The 15,196-nt window shown below is 75.3% G+C and carries 13 protein-coding genes; 6 read left to right on the top strand and 7 right to left on the bottom strand.

What is annotated here, in order from left to right:
- Positions 1-72 precede the first annotated feature (72 nt).
- Both ABZ806_RS07745 and ABZ806_RS07740 read right to left on the bottom strand, forming a co-directional pair.
- Positions 73-3,873, bottom strand: a complete 3,801-nt coding sequence (locus tag ABZ806_RS07745) for a tetratricopeptide repeat protein (RefSeq protein WP_500216064.1) — start codon at positions 3,871-3,873, stop codon at positions 73-75.
- A gap of 5 nt (positions 3,874-3,878) precedes the next feature.
- On the bottom strand, positions 3,879-4,370 hold the full coding sequence (locus ABZ806_RS07740) for a hypothetical protein (protein ID WP_500216063.1): 492 nt from the start codon (positions 4,368-4,370) through the stop codon (positions 3,879-3,881).
- Between the two features lie 186 nt (positions 4,371-4,556).
- Between ABZ806_RS07740 and ABZ806_RS07735 the strand changes: the two genes are divergently transcribed.
- The 5 genes from ABZ806_RS07735 (at position 4,557) to ABZ806_RS07715 (ending at position 8,681) form a co-directional block, all read left to right on the top strand.
- Positions 4,557-5,222, top strand: coding sequence for an MBL fold metallo-hydrolase (locus ABZ806_RS07735; protein WP_500216062.1), 666 nt, complete (start codon positions 4,557-4,559; stop codon positions 5,220-5,222).
- Positions 5,223-5,255: 33 nt separating this feature from the next.
- On the top strand, positions 5,256-5,909 hold the full coding sequence (locus ABZ806_RS07730) for an ATP-binding protein (protein ID WP_500216061.1): 654 nt from the start codon (positions 5,256-5,258) through the stop codon (positions 5,907-5,909).
- 253 nt (positions 5,910-6,162) lie between these two features.
- Positions 6,163-7,248 carry an S-(hydroxymethyl)mycothiol dehydrogenase gene (locus ABZ806_RS07725; protein ID WP_500216060.1) on the top strand — a complete coding sequence of 362 codons (1,086 nt, stop codon included), beginning with the start codon at positions 6,163-6,165 and terminating at the stop codon, positions 7,246-7,248.
- The gene (locus ABZ806_RS07720; RefSeq protein ID WP_500216186.1) at positions 7,245-7,877 is read left to right on the top strand and encodes an MBL fold metallo-hydrolase; all 633 of its coding nucleotides are present in this window, start codon (positions 7,245-7,247) and stop codon (positions 7,875-7,877) included. The genes ABZ806_RS07725 and ABZ806_RS07720 overlap by 4 nt, the downstream gene beginning before the upstream one ends.
- A gap of 51 nt (positions 7,878-7,928) precedes the next feature.
- Positions 7,929-8,681, top strand: coding sequence for a hypothetical protein (locus tag ABZ806_RS07715; protein WP_500216059.1), 753 nt, complete (start codon positions 7,929-7,931; stop codon positions 8,679-8,681).
- Here the strand turns inward: ABZ806_RS07715 and ABZ806_RS07710 are convergent.
- On the bottom strand, positions 8,668-10,272 hold the full coding sequence (locus ABZ806_RS07710) for an adenylate/guanylate cyclase domain-containing protein (protein ID WP_500216058.1): 1,605 nt from the start codon (positions 10,270-10,272) through the stop codon (positions 8,668-8,670). The two genes, ABZ806_RS07715 and ABZ806_RS07710, sit on opposite strands and share 14 nt — an antisense overlap.
- 74 nt (positions 10,273-10,346) lie before the next feature.
- Positions 10,347-10,841 carry a winged helix-turn-helix transcriptional regulator gene (locus ABZ806_RS07705; protein WP_500216057.1) on the bottom strand — a complete coding sequence of 165 codons (495 nt, stop codon included), beginning with the start codon at positions 10,839-10,841 and terminating at the stop codon, positions 10,347-10,349.
- Between the two features lie 94 nt (positions 10,842-10,935).
- On the opposite strand from ABZ806_RS07705, the gene ABZ806_RS07700 reads away from it, so the two are divergent.
- Positions 10,936-12,339 carry an MFS transporter gene (locus ABZ806_RS07700; protein ID WP_500216056.1) on the top strand — a complete coding sequence of 468 codons (1,404 nt, stop codon included), beginning with the start codon at positions 10,936-10,938 and terminating at the stop codon, positions 12,337-12,339.
- Positions 12,340-12,400: 61 nt separating this feature from the next.
- On the opposite strand, the gene ABZ806_RS07695 is transcribed toward ABZ806_RS07700, so the two are convergent.
- The 3 genes from ABZ806_RS07695 to ABZ806_RS07685 are packed head-to-tail and all read right to left on the bottom strand — an operon-like array spanning position 12,401 to position 15,103.
- On the bottom strand, positions 12,401-13,792 hold the full coding sequence (locus ABZ806_RS07695; protein WP_500216055.1) for a vWA domain-containing protein: 1,392 nt from the start codon (positions 13,790-13,792) through the stop codon (positions 12,401-12,403).
- 1 nt (position 13,793) lies between these two features.
- Positions 13,794-14,663, bottom strand: a complete 870-nt coding sequence (locus ABZ806_RS07690) for an AAA family ATPase (protein WP_500216054.1) — start codon at positions 14,661-14,663, stop codon at positions 13,794-13,796.
- Complete coding sequence (locus ABZ806_RS07685; protein WP_500216053.1) at positions 14,660-15,103, bottom strand: hypothetical protein; 444 nt, start codon at positions 15,101-15,103, stop codon at positions 14,660-14,662. Before ABZ806_RS07685 ends, ABZ806_RS07690 begins: the two co-directional genes overlap by 4 nt.
- Positions 15,104-15,196 lie beyond the last annotated feature (93 nt).

The raw sequence follows: 15,196 nt of genomic DNA, 5'->3' as shown, positions 1-15,196 counted from the left end.
CCCTCGGACGATCATGGTCTCATGGTCCGGTGGCCGCGGGCCGCGCCGGCGGGCCTGCCGGGGACGCCGCGGTCACATGTCGAGCGACCTCTCCGATTCGAGCAGGTTGTCGAGGGCGCGGACGCGCCGGGCGCAGTCCGCGGCGGCGGTCCGGTCGCCGAGCGCGAGGTGCGAGGCGCCCAGCAGCTCCAGGGCCTGCCGCAGCCCGCGCCGGTCGTCCATGTCGCGGCGGATGACGATCTCGGCGTCGACGTGCTCCACCGCGCGGGCGTGCTCGCCGAGCAGCTGGGACGCGCGGGCCATCGTGTGCAGCGCGTGCGCCTGCTCGCGGGCGGCGCCCAGCTCGGCGGCGAGGTCGAGGGCGCGCCGCCCGGTCTCCAGGGCCTCGCCGGCGCGGCCGAGGTCGAGGTGGATGGCGGCGAGGTGGACCAGGCCGGTGGCCTCGCTGTGCCGGTCGCCGACCTCGCCGAGGAAGCGCAGCGCCTCCAGCTCCTCGGCGAGGGCCTCGGCGGGGCGGCCCGCGCGGCGCAGCACGGCGGCGAGGGTGTCCAGGCCGACGCCGAGGCCGTACCAGTCGCCGCCCGACCTGCGCAGGTGCAGTGCCTGCCGGGCCGCGTGCTCGGCCTCCACGGGCAGCCCGAGCCAGGAGTAGGTGCGGGCGAGGCTGCCGAGCGTCCCGGCCATGCCGCTGCGCGCGCCGAGCCGGTGCCACAGGTCCAGGGCCTCCAGGCCGAGGACGAACGCCTCCTGCGGGCGCCCGAGGCGGCGCATCACGACCGACAGCTGCTCCAGGTCGTTGGCCTCGCCGTGCTGGTCGCCGATCTCGCGGCGGATCTCCAGCGCGCGCAGCAGGTGCTCGCGCGCCTCCCGGTACCGGCCGAGCCGCCAGTGGACGACGCCGATCTGCGCGAGCACCTCGGCCTCGCCGTGCCGGTCGCTGATGTCGCGGTGCAGCCGCAGCGCCTCCCCGCAGTAGGTGAACGCCTCGGCGAACTTCGACGCCTCGCACATCAGCATCCCGAGCGTGGTCAGCGCGCGCGCCTCCCCGTGCCGTCCGCCCAGGGCCCGGTAGGTGCGCAGCGCCTGCTCGGCGTCCTGCTGCGCCATCTCGCGCAGCCCGAGCGCGGCGTTCATCCGGGCGAGTTCGGTCAGCGCCAGGGCGGCGCCGTGCATGTCGGCGAGCTCCTGCCGGATCGACAGAGCCTCCAGGGCGTGCGTCACCGCCTCGTGGACGTTCCCCTGCCGGCGGTGCACGCCGGCCACGGTGATCAGGGTCTCGGCCACGCCCGCCTGGTCCTCGATCCGGCGCCGTGCGGTGAGCGCCTCGGCGGCGTGCACCAGGGCCGTCTCGTAGTCGCCGAGGCCGAGGTGGGCGCGGGCGAGGGTGCTGCGGCTCTTGGCCGCGCCCGCCTCGTCCCCCAGCTCCTCGTGGATGTCCATCGACCGCCGCGCGTGGTCGATCGACGTCATGTACCGGCCGAGGACGACGTGGACGTCGGCGAGCGTCGCGAACGTCACGGCCTCCCCGTACCGGTCGGGCGGGTCGACGGCCCGGAACCCGCGCCGCGCGTCCTCGCCGTAGCCGACGGCCTGGACGGAGTCGCCCAGCTCGAAGTGCGCCACCGCGAGGTTGTGCAGCATCACGGCCGCCGCCGCCCAGTCCTCCTCGGTGCGGGCGGCGTGCAGCCCCGCCTGCTGGACGGCGATGTTGTCCTCGCTGTAGCGGCGGAACCCCTGGAAGTCGAACAGCGCGTCGGCGAGCTCCCAGCAGGTGCGGTGCAGGCCGAGCCGCGCGGCCTGGTGGACGGCGGCGACCAGGTTGCGCCGCTCGGCCTCGAACCAGGCGAGGCCCGCCGCGCGCTCGGCCGCCGACGGGCGCCCGCGGGTCTCGCCCCGGTGGACGGTGGGGCGGGGCCGGCCCGGCAGCGCGGCGCCCGCCGCGCGCGCCTCGGCGAGGTACCCGGCCAGCAGCCGGCGCTGCGCCGCCTGCAGCTCGCCGTCGGAGTCCTCGCCGAGGCCGCGCTCGCGGGCGAACTCGCGCAGCAGGTCGTGCATCCGGTAGCGGTCCGGGCCGACGTCCTGCACCAGGTACGCCTGCCGCAGGCCCTCCAGGCACTCGCGGGCCTCGGCGACCGTCCGGTCCTGGAGCGCGGCGAGCGCGGCGGGGGTGAAGTCGGGGCCGGCGGCGAGCCCGAGCCTGCGGAACGCCTCCCGCTGGTCGCGGCGCAGGCTCCGGTAGGCGACGTCGAACGTCGGGTCGACGACGGCGCTCAGGCCGGGCGCGGGCGTCCCGTGCGCCGCGCCGCCGGGCGCGTCCCGCGCGGCCAGTTCCCGGACGGTCCCGGCGATCGACTCGCCGGGGTTCTCGGCCAGCCGGCCGGCGATGACGCCGAGCGCGAGCGGCAGGTGCCCGCACTCGCGGGCGAGCTGCACGATGGCCTTCTCCTCGTCCCGGACGCGGGCGTCGCCCGGCCCGAGGACGCCCGCGATGAGGTCGACGGCCTCCTGCGTCGCCATCTCCCGCAGCTCCAGCGTCCGCACGTCGGCGCCCTCCAGCAGCGCGGGCAGCCGCCGCCGGCTCGTCACCACCACCAGCCCGGACGCCACCGCCGCCAGCAGCGGCCTGACCTGCTCGGGCTGGACCGCGTTGTCGAGGACCAGCAGCATCCGGCGGCCGCCCAGCAGCGACCGGCACTGCGCGGCGAGCTCGTCCTCGGTGCGCGGCAGCTGGTCGCCGGGGACGCCCGCCGCGCGCAGCACCTGCCCCATCGCCTCCGCCGGGGTGACCGGGCTGCGGGTGGTGCCGCGCAGGTCGGCGAACAGCGCGCCGTCGGGGAACCGGTCGGCGACGCGGTGCGCCCAGTGCAGCGCCAGCGTGGTCTTGCCGACCCCCGCCATGCCCTGGACGACGACCGCGCGCGGCCACGCCGACCGGCCGACCAGCAGGTCCAGCTTGCTGAGGCTGACCGCGCGGCCGGCGAAGAACGGGTTGTCGGCGGGCAGCCGCGCCGCGGGCGGCCGGCCGCCGGGCGGCTCCAGCCGCACCGGCTCGCGCACCGCGATCCCGGCGTCCCCGGCGGGGACCGGCCCGGCCGCCGGCGCGGGGGCGGCGCCGGCCGCGGGCCACTCGTCCCCCCAGGGGCTGGCGGCGCGGCGCAGCCGCTCGATGTCCAGGACGGTCAGCGGGCGGGGCCGCCGGTGCAGGATGCCCTTGGCCCGCCACGACCGGAACCACCGCACCAGCGTCTCGCGGGAGATGCCCGCCCAGTTCGCCAGCTCCGCCTGGCTGAGCCGCAGCGGGATCAGCGTCTCGTCGGCCGCGCCGGGCTCGCCGAACCGGTGCGCCAGCTCCAGCAGGTGGTAGGCGAGCCGCTGCGGGTGGTCGGCCGCCCGCACCGCGTGCCGCCGGCCGCCGAGGGTCTCCCGCTCGGAGATCGCGTGCATCATCGCCTCGGCGACCTGCGGGCTCGCCGCGAGCAGCCGGCGGAAGGTGGCGCGGTCCACCCGCAGCGCCGCGACGTGGTCGAGGGCGGCGACGGTGCCGCGCTGCGGGTGCCCCCACGGGCCGAGCAGGCCGACCAGGTCGCCCGGCCCGAACAGGTCGATGATCGACTCGTCGCCGTCGCTGGAGTCGACGAACTCCTTGGCGACCGCGTTGCCGGCGGCGCGCGGCGACGCCTTGAACACCACGTACACGGCCGGGGCGACCGACCCCTGGTGGCACAGCATGCCGCCGGGCGGGATGTCGGTGCGCCGGCCCATGGCGCGCAGCGCCTGCCGGTCGGTGGGGGCCAGCCGGTCCCAGAAGCTGCCCGGCCGGACGTCCGGCGCGTGGTCGCCCGACGGCGCGTCGATCGGTACGGGGTCGGTCAATCCGGTCAGCCTCCAGCCATCGCCGCCGCCAGCGTCCAGAACAGGAACAGCACCGAGGTGGCCGCCGCCCACGCGACGGCCTGCCAGGACAGCTCCCCGCAGCGGTGCGCCGCCGACAGCAGCCGGCGCAGCTCCGCGTCGCGGACCCGGTCGTCCAGCGCGACCGCGGACGCGAACGGCGTCCACGGCACGGCCGGGTCGAGGGGCGAGCCGGTGCGGCCGCGCACCGCGCCGAGCACCGCCACCAGCGTCCGGCGGGACCGGACGGCGTAGCCGGCCGAGACCGCGAACGACCCGGCGAGCACCGGCAGCAGCGCCAGCGCGGGAAGGCCGGGCGGGCCGGCCGCCAGCCGGGAGGCGGTCCCGGCCAGCACGAGGGCGAGGAACACCGCGGCGATCGCGGAGTCCCGGCCGCAGAGCCGGACCAGCGTGCAGGCGTGCCCGAGGAGGTCCTCCGGCCGCTCGCCGCCCGGTCCGGGACGGAACGCGGTTGCCAACGCTTCACCGTCCTCACGGGTCGAACCTGATCTTCCAGTGCCCATGCTGCACTGGCAAGACGAGAAGTTCCGTCCGTAAGCGCACGCTTTGGGTGCGTCTGGCGACTCAATCTCCCCGCGGCCCCGGACACCCCCGGGCGCGCGATGATGGAAGATGGTCTCCGCACCACCGACGGGGAGGACTCCATGACCTACACCGGCAACGTCGAGACCGGCGGGCGCCCCGACGTCCGGGAACTGCCGGGGCTGTCGGTCACGAAGGTGAGCGTCGGGCCGTACGACAACAACGCCTACATCCTGCGCTGCACCGCGACGGGCGAGCGGCTGCTCATCGACGCGGCGAACGAGGCGTCCCGGCTGCTGGAGCTGATCGGCGACGGCCCCCTCACGCGCATCGTCACCACGCACCGCCACCAGGACCACTGGATGGCGCTGAGCGAGGTGGTGCGCGCCACCGGCGCCCCCGTCATCGCCCACCCCCGCGACGCCGAGCCCCTGCCCGAGCCGGTCGCCGAGTCCGTCGAGCACGGCGACACGGTCGCCTTCGGCGGGGTGTCCCTCGACGTCGTCCACCTGCGCGGCCACACCCCCGGCTCGATCGCGCTGCTGTACGACGCCGGCGGCGAGCTGGCCGACCGCCCGCACCTGTTCACCGGCGACAGCCTCTTCCCCGGCGGCGTCGGCAACACCTGGGGCGACGCGGCCCGCTTCAAGCAGCTCCTCGCCGACGTCGAGGAGCGCGTCTTCGACCGCCTCCCCGACGCCACCTGGTTCTATCCGGGCCACGGCAAGGACTCCACGCTCGGCCGCGAGCGCCCGTCCCTCCCGGAGTGGCGCGAACGGGGCTGGTGACTCCCCGCCTCGGCCCGGAACAAGCGGTGCGGGGTGTTCGTTGGCCCCAACACCACCGCGCCATCACGACCGGGCCGAACCCAGGAGACGACCATCCACGAACCCGACGAGGTGGATCCGGGCCCCGCGCTGCGCTACCCGGCGGGTTCGCTGGTGCTCGTCGCCGGGCTGCCGGGGGCGGGCAAGAGCACCCTGCTCGACCGGCTCTACGGGCTGCGCGGCGACGAGACCGCGCCGGTGCCCGCCGGCGGCGTCCTGGTGATCGACTCACGGCAGTCCCGCAACTGGTGGGCGCGCTTCCTGCGCCCGCTGCCGCCGCGGCTGCGGACGCCCGTCGTCCAGGCCACCCACGTGTGGCGGATCGGGCGCGCGATCCTCGCCGGGCACGCCGTCGTCGCGCACACCCGCGGCACCTGGCCGCACATCCTGTACCTGTTCGCCTGGCTGGCGCGCCGCCGCGGCGGCCGGCTGCACCTGATCCTGCTCGACGTGGCCCCCGAGACGGCCCGCGCCGGCCAGTACGCCCGCGGCCGCGCCGTCACGTCCGCCACCTTCAACCGCCACTGCCGCCGCTGGCGCCCCCTGGTCGACCGCGCCCGCGGCGGCGGCCCCCTGCCGCCCGCCGCCGGCGTCACGGTCCTCGACCGCACCGCCGCCGACAAGCTCCAGGCCATCCACTTCAGCTGAGGCCGGAGAACCAGCCGACGATCCGGGCGGTTCCCGCGAGATCGTCGGCCTTGTAGCTGGTGGTGCCGTGCGTGTACGAGACGGCTGCGAGACGGTGGGCTCGGTTGCGGGGCAGGACGAGGAGGCCGCTGGCCCTCGTCGCCCGGCCGCGGGTGATCTTGGTTGTCGTACCCGCGGGGGTGTTCCGGGGAGCAGAAGGGTGCGGGCAGGTCTATAGGGTCGGGGGAAGATCGAGACGACGAGAGGCGGCAGTATGGCGCAGCAGGTTCGCGGGGTCGTCGCACCCGGCAAGGGGCAGCCGGTGCGGATCGAGACGATCAACGTGCCGGACCCCGGGCCCGGCGAGGCGGTCGTCCAGGTGCAGGCGTGCGGGGTCTGCCACACCGACCTGCACTACCGCGAGGGCGGGATCAACGACGAGTTCCCGTTCCTGCTCGGGCACGAGGCCGCCGGGGTGGTCGAGTCGGTCGGCGACGGGGTCACCGAGGTGGCGCCGGGCGACTTCGTCGTCCTGAACTGGCGGGCCGTGTGCGGGCAGTGCCGGGCGTGCCTGCGGGGGCGTCCCTGGTACTGCTTCAACACCCACAACGCCGCGCAGAAGATGACGCTGGAGGACGGCACCGAGCTGTCGCCCGCGCTCGGGATCGGCGCCTTCGCCGACAAGACGCTGGTGGCGGCCGGGCAGTGCACGAAGGTCGACCCGGCGGCCAGGCCCGAGGTGGCGGGGCTGCTCGGGTGCGGGGTGATGGCCGGGCTCGGCGCGGCGCTCAACACCGGGCAGGTCGGGCGGGGCGACTCGGTCGCGGTCATCGGCTGCGGCGGCGTCGGCGCGGCGGCCGTGCTCGGCGCCCGGCTGGCCGGCGCCGCGACGATCATCGCGGTGGACCTGGACGAGCGCAAGCTCACCACCGCGTCGGCCCTCGGCGCGACGCACACGGTGAACGGCGGGGACAAGGACGTCGTCGAGACCGTCCGGGAGCTGACCGGCGGGTTCGGCGCCGACGTGGTCGTGGACGCGGTCGGCCGCCCGGAGACCTACGAGCAGGCGTTCTACGCGCGCGACCTCGCCGGGACCGTGGTGCTCGTCGGGGTGCCGACACCGGAGATGAGGCTGGAGCTGCCACTGCTGGACGTGTTCGGGCGCGGCGGGTCGCTGAAGTCGTCCTGGTACGGCGACTGCCTGCCCTCGCGCGACTTCCCGATGCTGATCGACCTCTACCTGCAGGGCCGCCTGGACCTGGACGCGTTCGTGTCCGAGACCATCGGCCTGGACGACGTCGAGGCGGCGTTCGCGAAGATGCACCACGGCGACGTGCTGCGCTCGGTGGTGCTGCTCTGATGGCGGCGCGCATCGACCACATCGTGACGTCCGGGACGTTCTCACTGGACGGCGGCACCTGGGACGTCGACAACAACGTCTGGATCGTCGGCGACGACGCCGAGGCGATCGTCATCGACGCCGCGCACGACGCCGACGCGATCGCGGCGGCGGTCGGCGACCGGCGGCTCGCGGCCATCGTGTCCACGCACGGCCACGACGACCACATCGACGCGGCGCCCGCGCTCAGGGCCCGGACGGGCGCGCCGATCCTGCTGCACCCGGACGACCTGATGCTCTGGAAGCAGAGGCACCCGGAGACCGGCCCCGACGGTGATCTCGCCGACGGCCAGGTCATCACCGTCGCGGGGACCGAGCTGACCGTCCTGCACACGCCGGGCCACTCCCCCGGCGCCGTGTGCCTGTACGCGCCCGGCCTGGGCACGGTGTTCTCCGGCGACACGCTGTTCAACGGCGGGCCGGGCGCCACCGGCCGGTCGTTCTCCGACTTCCCGACGATCATCACCTCGATCCGGGATCGGCTGCTGACGCTGCCGGCGGAGACGACCGTCCGCACCGGGCACGGCGAGTCCACGACGATCGGCGCGGAGGCGCCGCATCTGGACGAGTGGATGGCCCGCGGCCACTGACCGGGATAGTGTCCCCGGTGGCGGACGGGCGTCCCGGGCCGGGAGGGTGCGATGCGACGGGTACCGCTCGCCCCGCTGCTGTGCGGGGTGCTGCTGTGCGGGGCGCCGGCCGGGTGCGGGCGGAGCGCCGAGGGGGCGGCGGGGTCCGTTCCGCCGCCCGCCGCGACCGCACCATCCGTCCCCGCGTCCGTTCCCGCGTCCGTGCCCGCGCCCGCCGGGACGGTGCCGGCGCAGCCCAGGCCCCAGCCGCTCGGGCGGGCCGGCGGGTGGCGCGTCACCACCTACTACACGGCCCTTGAGAGCCTCTACGACGGCGAGCGCAAGGCCGTGAAGGGCTGTACCCGCTTCCACTGCTCGCACGGGAAGGCGCCGCTCGGGTCGTATCCGGAGGACTTCCTGAAGGTCGTCCAGATGGAGGGCAGCGGGCGCATCACCGCGGGCCCGGAGCGGGGCCGGTACCTGAACTGGTCGCACAGCGTCGGCTTCTGGCTGGACGACACGACGCGCGACTCGCGGGGCCGTCCGCTGGAGCCGTGGACGTCGGCGGCGGCCGACAAGTCGGTGCTGGCGCGCGGCCAGGGGTTCGCGATCGTCGAGTGCGGCAAGGACGGCGCCGGCCGCCCCGTCGAGCGCGAGGTGTGCGAGGCGTTCCGGAAGGCCCGCTGGACGGTCACCGACCTGTTCCGCCCCGGCTATGGGGGCGCGAGCCACGCCGACGTCTACATCGGCGAGGAGAAGGGCTCACGGCTGTCCGGGTCGCCCTTCTACACGACGCTGAACGGCGCCACCCTCAGCCCGTCCTAGGGGACGGGACGCGCTCGGACGGGCGCGGCACGGCGAGCCGGGTGACCTGCGTCCGGCCCCGGAGGGTGACCTCCTCGCCGAGCGACCAGCGGTCGGCCTCCTCCCGGTCGGCCCGCGCAAGGAGCGAGCCCGCCGCCAGAACGCGCTCCTCGGTGTTCTTGGCCATGTCGGTGAGGCGGGCGGCCTCGTTGACCGGGTCGCCGATCACGGTGTACTCGAAGCGCTCCTCGGCGCCGATGTGCCCGGCCACCGCCTCGCCGGCCGAGACGCCGACGGCCGCCCGCAGTTCGGGGACGTCGTCGCGCAGCCGGCGGGCCAGCTCCCGGGACGCGGCGAGCGCGCGGCCGGGCAGGCCGTCCAGCGCGAGCGGCGCCCCGAAGATCGCGAGCGCGGCGTCGCCCTCGAACTTGTTGATCCAGCCGCCGTGGTCGCCGATGACCTCGACGACCACGGCGAAGAAGTCGTTCAGCAGCCGGACGACCTCGGCGGGCGGCCGGTCGGCGGCGAGCCGGGTGGAGCCGATGATGTCCACGAAGATCACCGCGACCTCGCGCAGCTCGCCGCCGAGGTCGATGCCGCGCTCGACGGCGACGCGCGCGACGTCCGCGCCGACCTGCCGGCCGAACAGGTCGCGGAGCCGCTCGTGCTCGCGCAGCCCGGCGGCCATGTGGTTGAACCCGGCCTGCAGCAGCCCGACCTCGCTGGCGTCGTAGACGGGGACCTCGACGTCCAGGTCGCCGCGCTGCACGCGGGCGAGGCCGCGGCGCACCGACTCGACCGGGTCGGCGATGGCGCGGGCGGCGGTGTAGGTGACGCCGAGGCCGACGAGCAGCGCGATGCCGCCGAGGGCGAGGACCGCGATCGCGAAGTCCCGCACGGTGATCCGGGCGATGAGGAAGGAGCCGATGGCGAGGGTGATCAGCCCGAGGATCGGCACGGCGGTGCCGAGCCCCCAGGCGAGCACCGAGCGGGCGACGACGCCGGGCAGGCCGGTGCGGGTCGGCAGCTCGCTGCGCAGCGCGGTGGTGACGGCGCGGCGCAGCAGCCGCTCGGTCAGCAGGTACACGATCGTGCAGGTGGTGAGGCCGCCGAGCAGGCTGGTCAGCCCGAGCTTGACGGCGAGGAGCCCGGAGAAGGGCGCGTTGATGACGACCCAGCCGATCGTCCCGATGCCCCACAGCGTCAGGTGCAGGGCCATCAGCCGCAGCGGCCCGTACAGCAGCAGGGCGCGCTCGTGCCGGTCGGGTTCCCCGTGCCGCTCGACGAGGCGCCGGACGCGGCGGAAGAACCGCTCGCCGAGCAGCAGGCCGACGGGCACGGCGGCCGACACGTACGCGGTGAAGACGATCAGGTTGATGAGCTGGAGCCGGTCGGAGACGTGCCCGACCGGGTCGGGGACGACGACCGCGAACACCAGGACGACGAGCGCGCCGCCGAGGTTGGCGAGGCCGGTGGCGATGGTGACGAGGATCCGGGCCCGGCGGGCGATCCGCGCCCGCGAGTCGCCGGGGGCGCCGTCGATGAGCCGCCACAGCGGACCGAGGAGGCTCCGCCTGGGACGCGGCGCAGGCTTGGCCTTTTCGGTCTCCATGAGCGTGCAGGTTATCCGGTCGAATCCCCCGCGACCCCACCCCGGGCGCGCGACCCGGGGGCGTGATCGCTCACTCAGGTGCGGATCGGGTCCAGCAGGCGGTGCGGGGACCGCAGGACCACGCTGACCGGATCGGTGCGGCGCCGGGCGCCGGGCCCGGCGTGGATCTCCAGCTCCTCGGGCGCGACCGCCCGCCCGCAGGCGGCGCACAGCCCGTCCGGGCCGACGCGGGTGCCGCAGGCGGCGTGCAGGAAGAGGCGGCACGGCTCGGCGGACAGGTGGTCCTCGGCCCAGCGGGCGAGCGTGTGGACGACGGGCCACAGCTCCCTGCCCATCCCGGTCAGGACGTAGTCGTGGCCGTCCTTGCGGAGGACACCGGTCTCGACGAGCGACTGGAGCCGCGCGGACAGCACCGCGCGCGGGACGTCCAGGTGGACGTGGAAGTCGCTGAACCGGCGGACGCCGTAGAAGGCGTCCCGGACGATCAGCATCGTCCAGCGCTCCCCCACGACCTCCAGCGCGCGGGCGAGCGAGCAGTCCTGCGCCGCGTAGTCCTTGCCGAGTGCCATGCGTCCCACAGTACCCGCCCGGGGGTTCATTCATTGAACTCCGGCGTGCTACCGTCGGCCCCCTTGGTTCGTTCACTGAACTCTAGGAGGCCGCATGACGACCCTGGCCGCACCCCGCGCGGCGCGCCGCGCGCCCGGCCCGGCCGCCGCGGTGGCGCTGCCGGCCGCCGCCACCCTGCTGGCCCTAATGAACTACTGCGCGCCGGCGGCGACCCTCGCCGACACCGCGCGGGGGCTGCACGCCGGGGCGACCGCGCAGATCTGGCTGATGAGCTCGATCAGCCTCGGCCTCGCGGCGGCGCTGCTGGCGGCCGGCAGCCTCGCCGACGACCACGGGCGCAAGCGGGCCTTCGTGGCCGGCGCGGCGGCCCTCGCCGTCTCCAGCGTGGCGTGCGCGCTCGCGCCGAACGCCGGGGTGTTCGTCGCGGGCCGGATCGCGCAGGGCGCCGCGAGCGCGGCGCTGCTGGTGACCGGGCTCGGCATCATCGGCGCCTCGTTCGAGCCGGGCCCGCGCCGGGCCCGCGCGACCGGGACGTGGGGCGCGATGGTCGGCCTCGGCATCGCGCTCGGCCCGATCGGCGCGGCCGGGCTGACCGTGCTCGGCGGCTGGCGCCTCTGGTACTGGGCGGCCGTCGCCGCGTCCGCGCTGCTCGCGGTCGCGGCGGCCCGCGCGCTGCGGGAGTCGCGGGCCGAGCACCCGCGCGGCATGGACCTGCCGGGCCTCGCCACGATGAGCCTGGGCGTGGCGGCGCTGGTGGCGGCGATCACCTGGGGCCGCACCGGCTGGACGGCGCCGGGCGTCCTCGCGCTGTTCGCGGTCGCGGCCGTCCTGCTGGCCGCGTTCGTGCTGGTGCAGGCGCGGCGCCGGGAGCCGATGGTCGACCTGGCGCTGTTCCGCCGTCCGGCGTTCCTGCTGTCGGTGACGGGCGCGCTCGTCACCGGGCTCGCCGTGATCGGCGTCATGACCTACCTGGCGACGATGATGAGCCTGGTCATGGGGCTGTCGCCGGTCGAGGCGGCGCTGGTCCTCGCGATCTGGTCCGCGCTGTCGTTCGCGGTCGCCCTGCAGGCGCACCGGCTGCCCGCGCGGCTGCCCGTCCGGCGGCTGCTGGCCGCCGGGTTCGCGCTGTCGGCCGCCGGCCAGTTCGCGATGGCGGACCTGGCCCCGGACGCGCACTGGTGGCGCCTCGCCCCCGGCCTGGTCGTCGCCGGAGTCGCGAGCGGCCTCACCAACGCGATGCTCGCCCGGCTGGCCGTGGAGAGCGTCCCCGCCGACCGCGCGAGCATGGGCGCCGGCGCGAACAACACCGCCCGCTACATCGGGGCGTCGCTCGGCGTGGCGATCGTCGGGGCCGTCGCGACCGGCTCCGGGCACACCCCGTCCGCCCTGGCGCACGGCACGAACACCGCGATGGTCGTCTCGGCGACGGCGGCCCTGGCCTACGCCGCCCTGGCCCTACTCATCCGCGACCGCCCCACCACCCCCACCTCCCGTTGACCTGCGGCGTGTTGTTGTTATGGAGCGGCTCATAACAACAACACGCCGCAGATCAACGGGGTTAGGCGAGTTCTTCGATGAAGGCGGCCAGTTGGGTCAGGTTGCGGCACTCGTACATCGGGAGCAGGTCGCCGTACTTCGACGCGGCCGAGTCGCCGGTGTCCCACTGGGCGCGGGGCTCGGGGTTGAGCCAGTACGCGTGCCGGGCCCGGTCGACCATCGACCGCAGGATCGGCAGGGACAGCTCCCCGTAGTTGGAGCGCGCGTCCCCGAGGATCAGCAGGGACGTCTTGGACGTGACCGCGTCGCGGTACTTCTCGTCGAACACCTTGATGGCGTGGCCGTAGTTGGAGCGGCCGGTGATCCACACGAGGTCGGCCTCGGCGGCGAGGCGCGCCATCGCGTCCACGACGTCGGTGCCGGGCGCGAAGAATTTGGTGATCTCGTCGGTGGCGTCGATGAACGCGAACGCGCGGACCTTGCTGAACTGCTCCCGCAGCGCGAACGTCAGCAGCAGCGTGAAGTGCGCGAACGCCGACACCGAGTCGCTGGCGTCGCACAGCACGACCAGCTCCGGCCGGTGCGGGCGGCGCGGCCGGTGGTGGGTGGTGAGCGGCACTCCCCCGCTGGCGAGGGACGCGCGGACCGTCCGGCGGAAGTCCAGCCGGCCCCGCCGGCCGTGCCGCTGCTTCTGCACCAGCCGGGACGCGAGCCTGCGCGCCAGCGGGTGCACCTCGCGGCGCAGCGCCGCCATCTCGGCGCGGTTCGCGCCGGCGAAGTCGAGCCGTTCCAGCGGCGGCCGGACGGTGATGCGGGCGGTCCGCTCGACGCCGGTGTCCTCGGCGATGCGGCGCCGGACCTCGCCCGCGACGAGCTCCTGGAACCGGGCGATGCGGTCGCGGAACGTCCGGCGCGCGACCCGCTCGGCCATCCCGCCGCGCTGCTGCCCGCCGAGGACGGCGTTCAGTAGCCGCGCCATGAGCGTGTCGGGCGACAGCGCGCCGACGACGCCGGAGGAGAACCACGACTCCTGCCCCGGCGTCTGCCCGTACTCGGCGACGGCGAGGCGGGCGAACTGCCGCAGGCCCGCGTCGTCCCCGGACAGGATCAGCTCCGCCAGCTCGTCGCGGCGGGCCTGCACCCGCGGGTCCAGCGCCGGCGGGACGGGACGCCCGTCGTCGTTCGGCCTCGGCTCGGGACGTTCCCGCGGCGCGCCCGCGCCGTCGCCGACCGCCGCCGGGAACCACAGGTCGAAGAGCGTGTCGAACGTCGGCCGGTGCTGGGGCCGCTTGACGACCGTCGCGGCGTAGGCGGCGCGCAGCGACTCGCGGTCGAGCAGGTCGACCGCCTGCATCGCGCGGACCGCGTCCAGGCCCTCCGCGACCGACACCGGCAGCCCGGCCCGGCGCAGCTCCGCGACGAACCCGGTGTGCCGGTCGACGAGGGAGGCCATGTCAGCTCCGCAGCCCCAGTTCCCTGGTGGCGCGCTCCTGGTCGGAGACGTGCTTGAGGACGACGCCGAGGGTCCGCGCGACGGCGGCCTCGTCCAGCTCGTCCAGCCCGAGGGCGAGCAGCGTGCGCGCCCAGTCGACGGTCTCGGCGATCGACGGCGCCTTCTTGATCTCCAGGTCGCGCAGCGTCCCCACCGTCCGGACGAGCTGTTCGGCCAGCTCCGCCTCGATCCCCGGCACCTGCGCGAGGACGATGTCGCGCTCCCGCTCGGGCGCCGGGTAGTTCAGGTGCAGGTAGAGGCAGCGGCGCTTCAGCGCCTCCGACAGCTCCCGCGCCGCGTTGGAGGTGATGAGCACGAACGGGCGCCGCACCGCGCTGACCGTGCCCAGCTCGGGGATCGTCACCTGGAAGTCCGACAGGACCTCCAGCAGCATGCCCTCCACCTCGACGTCGGCCTTGTCGGCCTCGTCGATCAGCAGGACGGTCGGCTCGGCCCGCCGGATCGCCGCCAGCAGCGGCCGCTCCAGCAGGAACTCCTCGGAGAAGATGTCCTCGTGGGTCTCCTGCCACGCCCGGTCGGCCGGGGCCGCCTGGATGGCGAGGAGCTGCTTCTTGTAGTTGAACTCGTACAGCGCGCGGGCCTCGTCCAGCCCCTCGTAGCACTGCAGCCGGATCAGCTCCGCGCCGCCGGACGCCGCGACCGCCTTGGCCAGCTCGGTCTTGCCGACCCCGGCCGGGCCCTCGACGAGCAGCGGCTTCCCGAGCGCCTGCGCGAGGTACACGGTCGTGGCGATCGCCTCGTCCGCGAGGTAGCGGACGCCGGCCAGCCGGGCCGCGACGTCGGCGGGCGAGGCGAACATTCCGTCGGTCATCCGTTGCCCTTCTTCGCGTTGCGCTTCTTCACCGCGACCTTCGTGTACTTCTGGTTGGTCCCGGCGAAGACGAGCGTGTTCGCGTCCTCCAGGCTGACGCCCCAGTAGGACGCGGTCTGCGGGTCGCCGCCCTTCCACGAGAACCGGAACTTGCCGCCGCCCTCCGGAATGGCCGTGCCGCTCCACAGCTTCTGCCCGCCCCGCACCCAGATCCCGCTGCCGTCGGCCGTGAACTGGAAGTAGTCCTTGGCCGTCCCGGCCCAGCGTCCGACGAGCGGCTTCACGTCGGACGGCTTCACCACCGGGATCGGCGCCAGCGCGGTGCCCGCCGCGGACGCGGACGGCGACGGGTCCGCGGCGTCCGCCTTCTCGCCCCCGCCGCACCCGGCCAGCGCGAGGACGGCGACGGCGCACACACCGAGGACCATCGAACGGGTCACCGGGACCTCCGGGGGGATCGGGGACGAGAGCGGCAGTGTATTGCCCTTGCTACCTGCGGGGTACAGGCCGGTTCGGCCCCCGGGGGGACGCGG

This window comes from Spirillospora sp. NPDC047418, from assembly GCF_040643275.1.
Taxonomy (GTDB): domain Bacteria; phylum Actinomycetota; class Actinomycetes; order Streptosporangiales; family Streptosporangiaceae; genus Spirillospora.
The sequence above is the reverse complement of the archived record's forward strand: the minus strand, read 5'-3'. Positions and strand labels throughout refer to the sequence as shown.

What these genes read in the sequence shown, in the direction of transcription:
- ABZ806_RS07735 (WP_500216062.1), top strand. Translation starts at nt 4,557, where the DNA reads ATGACCTACACCGGCAACGTCGAGACCGGCGGGCGCCCCGACGTCCGG.
- ABZ806_RS07725 (WP_500216060.1), top strand. Translation starts at nt 6,163, where the DNA reads ATGGCGCAGCAGGTTCGCGGGGTCGTCGCACCCGGCAAGGGGCAGCCG.
- ABZ806_RS07715 (WP_500216059.1), top strand. Translation starts at nt 7,929, where the DNA reads ATGCGACGGGTACCGCTCGCCCCGCTGCTGTGCGGGGTGCTGCTGTGC.
- ABZ806_RS07710 (WP_500216058.1), bottom strand. Translation starts at nt 10,272, where the DNA reads ATGGAGACCGAAAAGGCCAAGCCTGCGCCGCGTCCCAGGCGGAGCCTC.
- ABZ806_RS07705 (WP_500216057.1), bottom strand. Translation starts at nt 10,841, where the DNA reads ATGGCACTCGGCAAGGACTACGCGGCGCAGGACTGCTCGCTCGCCCGC.
- ABZ806_RS07700 (WP_500216056.1), top strand. Translation starts at nt 10,936, where the DNA reads ATGACGACCCTGGCCGCACCCCGCGCGGCGCGCCGCGCGCCCGGCCCG.
- ABZ806_RS07695 (WP_500216055.1), bottom strand. Translation starts at nt 13,792, where the DNA reads ATGGCCTCCCTCGTCGACCGGCACACCGGGTTCGTCGCGGAGCTGCGC.
- ABZ806_RS07690 (WP_500216054.1), bottom strand. Translation starts at nt 14,663, where the DNA reads ATGACCGACGGAATGTTCGCCTCGCCCGCCGACGTCGCGGCCCGGCTG.